This window comes from Paenibacillus sp. E194 (assembly GCF_000935845.1).
Taxonomy (GTDB): domain Bacteria; phylum Bacillota; class Bacilli; order Paenibacillales; family Paenibacillaceae; genus Paenibacillus_B; species Paenibacillus_B alvei_B.
In genome coordinates, this window is sequence record NZ_JMDX01000257.1 from 1 (window position 1) to 7614 (window position 7614).

5 protein-coding genes, 2 pseudogenes and 1 riboswitch are annotated in these 7614 nt (G+C 49.5%); of the genes and pseudogenes, 2 read left to right on the plus strand and 5 right to left on the minus strand.

The annotated features are described in order from the left end of the window. From AZ66_RS24320 to AZ66_RS24340, 5 genes and pseudogenes are all read right to left on the minus strand, one after another. Window positions 1-688: pseudogene (locus AZ66_RS24320) on the minus strand (sensor histidine kinase); the annotation flags it as partial. A 108-nt stretch (window positions 689-796) separates the two neighbouring features. Then, a pseudogene (locus AZ66_RS24325) lies at window positions 797-1446 on the minus strand (amino acid ABC transporter permease). Next, the gene (locus AZ66_RS24330) at window positions 1446-2117 is read right to left on the minus strand and encodes an amino acid ABC transporter permease (RefSeq protein WP_044357228.1); all 672 of its coding nucleotides are present in this window, start codon (window positions 2115-2117) and stop codon (window positions 1446-1448) included. Before AZ66_RS24330 ends, AZ66_RS24325 begins: the two are co-directional and overlap by 1 nt. A gap of 100 nt (window positions 2118-2217) precedes the next feature. Beyond that, entirely contained in the window at window positions 2218-3024 is an 807-nt protein-coding gene (locus AZ66_RS24335) for a glutamate ABC transporter substrate-binding protein (protein ID WP_044357229.1), read from the minus strand. Between the two features lie 31 nt (window positions 3025-3055). Then, on the minus strand, window positions 3056-3784 hold the full coding sequence (locus AZ66_RS24340; protein WP_044357230.1) for an amino acid ABC transporter ATP-binding protein: 729 nt from the start codon (window positions 3782-3784) through the stop codon (window positions 3056-3058). A gap of 168 nt (window positions 3785-3952) precedes the next feature. Then, window positions 3953-4124: riboswitch (M-box (ykoK) riboswitch) on the plus strand. Window positions 4125-4483: 359 nt separating this feature from the next. On the opposite strand from AZ66_RS24340, the gene AZ66_RS24345 reads away from it, so the two are divergent. Continuing rightward, a complete protein-coding gene (locus AZ66_RS24345; RefSeq protein WP_044357231.1) occupies window positions 4484-4705 on the plus strand; it encodes a hypothetical protein in 222 nt (73 codons plus the stop codon). A gap of 50 nt (window positions 4706-4755) precedes the next feature. Beyond that, complete coding sequence (mgtA, locus tag AZ66_RS24350) at window positions 4756-7437, plus strand: magnesium-translocating P-type ATPase (RefSeq protein ID WP_044357233.1); 2682 nt, start codon at window positions 4756-4758, stop codon at window positions 7435-7437. Window positions 7438-7614 lie beyond the last annotated feature (177 nt).

Genomic DNA, 7614 nt, shown 5'->3' on the forward strand with positions numbered 1-7614 from the left:
CATCTGCATAGAGCCGCTGCTTGAGCGATTGATACAGCCGATAGCTTTCGCGCGTAATTTCTTCAATATGGGACATGGACTTGCGTAAATAGAACGCTTCTTCGAACAGATCGGAATTGATCATCATGAGACGTTCCAATTCCAGACGTCGCTGTTCTGCCTGTGCCCGAACCTGTCGAATAGCCAGCATATTGCACAGACCTACGGCGAAGAAGCTGCGCAGCAGGCCAACGAGAATGATGAGCAGGTATTCCTGATAGCTCATGTTGGACGGAGTGCCCGAGGCAATGCGAACGAGCAGCTCCACGCCATTGGATGCCATATCGGCAAGTGCGCCGTATATCGCGACCTTCACATGATATTCCACATTCGCTTTCAACTTGAGCAGGGAGATGATGGCGGCGAAGGTGACGTAGTAAAAAAACACAGGCATGTGCTGTGCAAATCCAAGAGGAATGGGGATATCATAGAGCAGCAATCCAAGCGCGATCCGGAATACTACAACGAATGCCCCTACTGAGATGCCCGTGGCAAGCACGGGAACCGAGAACCACAGCAGCCCAAAAAAGTAGGCCATGATGCCGAGTGAAAAGCGAAAATCACCGCCAAACGGGGTGATCTTCATCTCACCGAGCAGTCCTGTAGACAATAAAATGATGCTCCAAATAGGCAGCCTCTGGTCACGCAATCGAATATGAACACTCCTTTCCGCAAGCTCCGATACTGCACCAGCCTTAGGCGCCTCTTCTTATCGTACCGGAAAAGAGGGTATGTTGTCTTGTGGAATTATCCATATTCAGGAATGTTTGTGCTCCAGCCTGCGTGAGGCGATGGATAACAAGTAATTGACTATGCAATAGAGCAGGGCGGCAAACAAGAATGTTGGAATGACGTAATTGATATTTTGTCCATTAATGATCTGCACATGGTTCATCAATTCCGGCAGGGCAATGACGACGGCGAGTGAGGTATCCTTCAATAGCGAAATAAATTGGCTGACGATGGGCGGAACCATTCGCCGAAGCGCGATGGGAAGAACAATATGCCTTAGCGTCTGAGTCATAGTTAGCCCGGATGAGCGTCCTGCTTCGAGGAGTCCTTTTTCAACTGAGTTCAATCCACCCGTACGATTTCAGAAATCATGGCCGATTCAAAAATAACAAGCGCGACTATGGCCGCTGTGAACTTATCCAGCTTAATCCCGATCTGCGGCAGGGCGAAATACGTAAAGAAGATGATCAACAATAGAGGCAGGTTACGAATGATCTCCACCAAGATGGCAAATAGCTTGCCTAGAATGGGGACTTGGGCATACCGAACGGTTCCGACAATGACGCTGATTATAAAGCTAATGATGATGGACACTATGGCGACTTGTAAGGTGATGAGGGCGCCTTGCAGCAAAAACTGCATATTAACGGGGGACAACGCTCCAATGAAATCCATTATGCTTCGACTCCCTTCACACCTTGATATTTAAGTTCCAAATAACGAATACCGAAGCTGAGCGGAATCGTCAGCACCAAATAAAACATCGCGGCAAAAATATAGGTGCTAAACGTGTCGAATGTATCGGAATTGATTAAGTCAGCTTGATACATGATGTCTGTAGCGGACAGCACAGTGAAGATGGATGAGTTTTTGACCAAGTTCAAAAATTGGTTGCCGAGCGGCGGAATAACCAACTTGACGGCCTGCGGCAGGATGATATGCCACATCGCTTGTGTATAGGTGAGTCCAGAAGAGCGAGCAGCCTCCATCTGTCCTTTAGGGATTGCTTGAATTCCAGCACGGATCACTTCCGCAATGAAGGCAGAAGTGTACACGGTCAAGGCCGTAAGACCCGCCACAAATGGGACAAGAACGGTGCCAATTACGAGCGGTAGCCCGACCAGTGTAAAAAAGGCAATGAGCATCAGCGGGATGTTGCGAATAAATTCAACATAGATCGTACCAAGCCATTGAAGCGGCTTAACGGGCGTGATGCGAAATACGGCGATGATTGCACCTAGAATAAAGCTTGCCACGAGTGAAATCAGGCTGGCAGCCAGCGTGCCTCCTAGCCCGATCAAGTAGCGATCCAGATGCTCGCTAAGAATCGAAAAGTTGATAAACATCAATGTTCCTCCCTCGTTGGTAGGCTGGATGAACCCGAAAGAGGGGATGAGCGGCCAACGCTTATCCCCTCACCGGAATCCGTACGGACATGACGGTCTTTTAGTTTGGCTTTTTGCCGATCCATTTCTCGTACATTTTGTCGTATTCACCGTTCTCCTTCATCTCTTTCAAGGTGTCGTTCACGGCTTTGACGAGTTCTGCTTCTCCCTTGCGAATACCGATGCCGTAAGGCTCTTCTGTAAATGTCTCGTCCAAGACGCGGAAGTTGCTGTCCTGTTGAGCCATCCCATACAGCAGCGCGTTGTCAGTCGTCAACGCATTGCCTTGTTTTGCTTTCAAGGCTGTAAAGGCTTCTCCATAATTTTCGAACTCCAGAATTTGCGCGTCAGGTGCAGATTCGCGAATGTTTTTGGCGGATGTAGAGCCTTTAGCTGTGAGCACCTTGGAATCATTGGTCAAATCCTTAATCGAGTTAATGGGGCTGTCAGCAGGGACAAGCAGGGATTGGCCGGCTGTAAAATATACATCCGAGAAATCAATCTCTTTTTTGCGCTCGTCGGTTATCGTCATGGTTGCGATAATGAAGTCTATGTCGCCATTTTTGAGCATCGGAATCCGTGTCTTCGATGTCACCTCCATGAACTCGATCGCATCCTCATTGCCCAGCACTTTTTTGGCAATTTGTTTCGCAATATCAATGTCCAAGCCTTGCACCTTTCCGGTGGCAGGGTCTTTCAGTCCAAATAGGTTCAGGTCATACTTCACGCCAGCAATAATTTTGCCCCTATTTTTGATTTTTGCAAGGGCGTTTTCTCCTTCAGAGGCTTGATTGCCGCAAGCAGATAAAGCGCTTACAATAAAGGCAGCTACGATTGTCATACTCATCAATTTCATCCAACGTTTCATGGGATATACACTCCTTTTCATCGTTTATCAGTTAGTGATTCAGTATCCGACTGAGGAATAGCTGGGCACGCTCTTCGCGCGGTTTTGTAAAAAAGGAAACAGGCTCTGCTTCTTCAACAATCCTTCCCTGATCCATGAACACGATGCGGTCTGCTACTTCCTTGGCGAAGCCCATCTCATGGGTAACGACGACCATCGTCATGCCTTCCTTCGCAAGCGCCCTCATGACATCGAGCACTTCTCCGATAGTCTCGGGATCGAGTGCCGATGTAGGCTCATCGAACAACATAATTTTGGGCTTCATCGCGAGTCCTCGCGCAATTGCAACACGCTGCTGCTGACCACCAGACAACTGAGAGGGGTAGGCACTCGCCTTATCAGCAATGCCAACTTTGTCCAAATACAGTCTTGCTGCTTCCTCTGCTTCTTGTTTGGACATGCCTGCTACTCTTATCGGGGCGAGTGTAATATTTTGCAGCACCGTTTTATGCGGATACAGGTTGAAGTGTTGGAAGACCATGCCGATATTGCGCCGCAGTCGATTAATGTCAGTAGACTTGTCGTTTACGCGTATCCCGTCGACAATGAGCTCGCCGTCGGTAATCGTTTCGAGCCGGTTAATGCAGCGAACCAAAGTGCTTTTCCCCGAACCGCTTGGGCCGATGACGACAACGACTTCCCCTTGCTTGATCGATAAATTAATGTCCTTAAGCACATGAAAGCTGCCGTAATGCTTATTGATTTGATGGAAATGTATCATGGGCCTCCTCCTTTCGCCGATCTATGGATTCGGATGCGGTATAGCACACAGCGTAATGGAAAAACAACTGAAAATGACGGAATCCTACAGCATGAGTGTAAAAAAAATTTTGGAGTCTTGCGGTTGACAAACGAGAAGTGCCGTAATACATTGTATGAGGAAAAACAATCTAAGCTTTGTTAGGTGAGGCTCCTATACGAACAGAGGCCACTGCCCAGAAATATCGAGAGATGCCCATGGGTAGAACAGGAATTGTCGGATTAAGGCTCTTCTTAAGGTGGCTAAGGGAATGAATCCCTTTACGTTGTATAGTGCTGAAGCTCGACGAGGAGGGCTGGAACGGGATAGGCAATATCCCAGTTCTTTATTTGCGCATGCGTAACCCTTCGGCGAGCCGAAGGGTTTTTTTTCGTATGATGAATCAATTAGACAGGAAAAGGCGGTGATTACGCATGGACGGAAGCCCGAGTCCGAAGACACAATTGCATAGCTTTGTGAAACCTTGGAACGGGAGAACCTGGATTCTCCTTGCTTTCCTATGCGTTATTCACTTGCCGACACCGATACATGGGATGGCTTATTTCGTCATGTGAGGAAATGGAAGTGCCGTTCAGAAGTACTGCACTTCCGTTACTCCGCGATGAAATTCGTTCAACCCGACCGTAACGGCTGTATATTTGTGGAGAATGACAGCTTCGATTGGTGATCGAAGATCATGTCATATCGGCAGCAGGGGTACTCGTATGTGCGTTTGTACATGGAGTACTCAGAACTTGGATATTCGAAGTCTGCTGGTATGGAGCATATCCACAAGCGAGTGACATCCGTAAAAAGATGAGGGATTCCCCTCTTGTGCGGAAGAAGTATGCGCATGCAGACAGCAAGGAAATGAAGGTTCGGGTCATGCAGACCTCCCTGTAGGCAGGGAGGTCTTTTTGCGTACTTTGGTGCATGAGAAGGAGGAATTCACTATGGAAATGAAAGTTAATCAAGTTAAGCGTAAATGGCCTAAATATGTGTCGCGCAGAGATGCAGATAAGGAAAATGCGAAGCTGGAACAGCGTCTCATCGAGGCATCGGAGTCTCATGTTGATGATGTGCTGGAAGAGTTGAAGACGAAGCCGTACGGCTTGGACGAGATGGAGGCAATGCGCCGCTTGGAGGAGTACGGCCCTAATCAGGTTGCGTATGAGAAGCCGCCTGCTTGGTACATTCAGCTGCTGCGATGCTTCAAGAATCCGTTCATTCTTGTTCTGCTCGGTCTGGACGTATTCTCGGCGCTTACGGATGATACAGAGGCCGTTATTATTATTTCGACAATGGTTACGATCAGCATTATCATTACGTTCACGCAGGAATTCCGCTCTTTGCGCACAGCGGAGAAGCTGAAGGCGATGGTGAAGACGACAGCTGCAGTTATTCGCGGCGGGCAGAGCCGTGAGATTGATATGGAGCAGCTCGTTCCTGGAGATATGATAAGGCTCGCGGCAGGCGATCTCATTCCTGCAGATATCCGCCTTCTGTCTGCCAAGGACTTGCTTGTTATGGAGTCGGCGCTGACTGGAGAAGCGATGCCGGTAGAGAAGCGGGATATTGGGGTCTTGCCTGAACAGCGCCGCATTAAGGCGATTAAGACAGCTAAGCAGGCGTTGGAGCTAGATAATATGGCATACATGGGGACGACGGTTGTCAGCGGCTCTGCGACGGCCGTTGTCATTGCGACAGGCTCGCAAACGTACTTCGGCGCGATGGCGCACAGCTTGGTCGGAGCACGGCCCATGACGAGCTTCGAGCGCGGCATCAACAGTGTCAGCTTCATACTTATTCGCTTCATGCTGGTGATGGTGCCGATTATCTTTTTCATCAACGGATTCTCGAAGGGCGACTGGTGGGATGCGCTGTTCTTCGGATTGTCAGTCGCAGTAGGGTTAACGCCGGAAATGCTGCCCGTCATTGTGACGTCGAATCTGGCGAAGGGTGCGATGGCGATGTCGCGCCAGAAGGTAGTCGTGAAGCGGCTCAATGCGATTCAGAACTTAGGCGCGATGAATGTGCTGTGTACGGATAAGACAGGAACCTTGACGCAGGACAAAATTATACTGGAGAAGCATTTGAACATCCATGGGGAAGAAAGTGAACAAGTGCTTCGGTACGCGTACTTGAACAGCCGTTATCAGACAGGGCTCCGCAATCTGCTCGACCATGCGGTCGTAGAGCGGGCAGAAGAGCGTGGCCTTGCGGGTCTGGATCTGGATTATACGAAGGTCGACGAGATTCCATTTGACTTCAATCGCAGACGGATGTCTGTGGTCTTGTCTAGAAAGCAAGGGGAACATGTTCTGATCTGCAAAGGCGCAATGGAGGAGATGCTCTCAATCAGTGATTCCATGCTTGATGGCAAACAGGTCGTTGGCTTGGAACAGGACATGAAGCAGCAGTTGCTGCGCAAAGCGAATGAAATGAACGAAGATGGGCTTCGCGTCATTGGCGTAGCGATTAAGGTGCTGCACGATGGAAGCTCCCGTGAATCCTATAGTGCTGCTGATGAGCAAGGGCTTGTATTCGTTGGCTATATCGGCTTCCTGGATCCGCCGAAGGATAGTGCGGCCCCTGCAATTGCAGCGCTGCTTGAGCATGGGGTAGCTGTGAAGGTGCTGACTGGAGATAACGATGCGGTGACGCGCAAGGTGTGCCGCGATGTTGGCATCGACACAGGTCGTATTGTGCTAGGCAAGGAAATTGATGAGTTGAGCGATACGGCGCTTGCCGAGCTGGCCGATAAGACGACGGTCTTCGCGAAGCTGAATCCGATGCAGAAGGCGCGGATCGTTCGTGCCCTGCAGGCGAAGGGGCATACGGTCGGATTTATGGGGGACGGCATTAACGATGCAATCTCTTTGAAGGAAGCGGATATTGGCATATCGGTTGATACTGCGGTGGATATTGCGAAGGAATCGGCAGATATTATTCTGCTCGAAAAGTCGCTTATGGTGCTGGAGAAAGGGATCATCGAAGGTCGCCGCACGTTCGGCAACATGATCAAATACATCAAGATGACGGCCAGCTCGAACTTCGGCAACGTGTTCAGTGTGCTCGGCGCGAGCTTGTTCCTGCCATTCCTGCCGATGCTGCCGCTGCATCTGCTTGTGCAGAACCTATTCTATGATGTGTCGCAGCTGTCGATTCCGTGGGACAACATGGATAAAGAGTTCTTGAAGAAGCCGCGTACGTGGGACGCGAAGTCGATTGGCCGCTTCATGTTGTTCATCGGGCCAACAAGTTCAATCTTCGATTTCCTCACTTATGGGTTGATGATGTTCGTCTTCGCTGCGAATTCTCCTGCAGATCAAGCTTTGTTCCATTCGGGTTGGTTCATTGAGGGGCTGCTGTCGCAGACCTTGATCGTGCATATGATCCGTACGGAGAAGGTGCCGTTTATCCAGAGTCGGGCGAGCCTTCCTGTCATGCTGCTGACGGGGCTCATTATGCTGGCAGGCATTATGATTCCGTTCTCCGAGTTCGGAGAAGGGATTGGCCTAGTGCCGCTGCCATTGTCGTATTTCCCTTGGCTGGCTGCTATTCTGCTCGGTTACTGCATTTTGACGCAGTCCGTTAAGAAATGGTATATCCGCCGCTTCAACGATTGGCTGTAAGGATCAAGAATGTAAGGATTGAATGTAAGAACTGGCTGCAATTCAATCATCGATTCAATCTCGAACCTTGTCGAACCTTGCTATCCTTTTCGATAAAAGCAAACAGATCGAGTTCGGCAGCTTGTAATGCTAGAACTCGATCTCGATCTGACACCATTCCATCTACGATTTCCACAA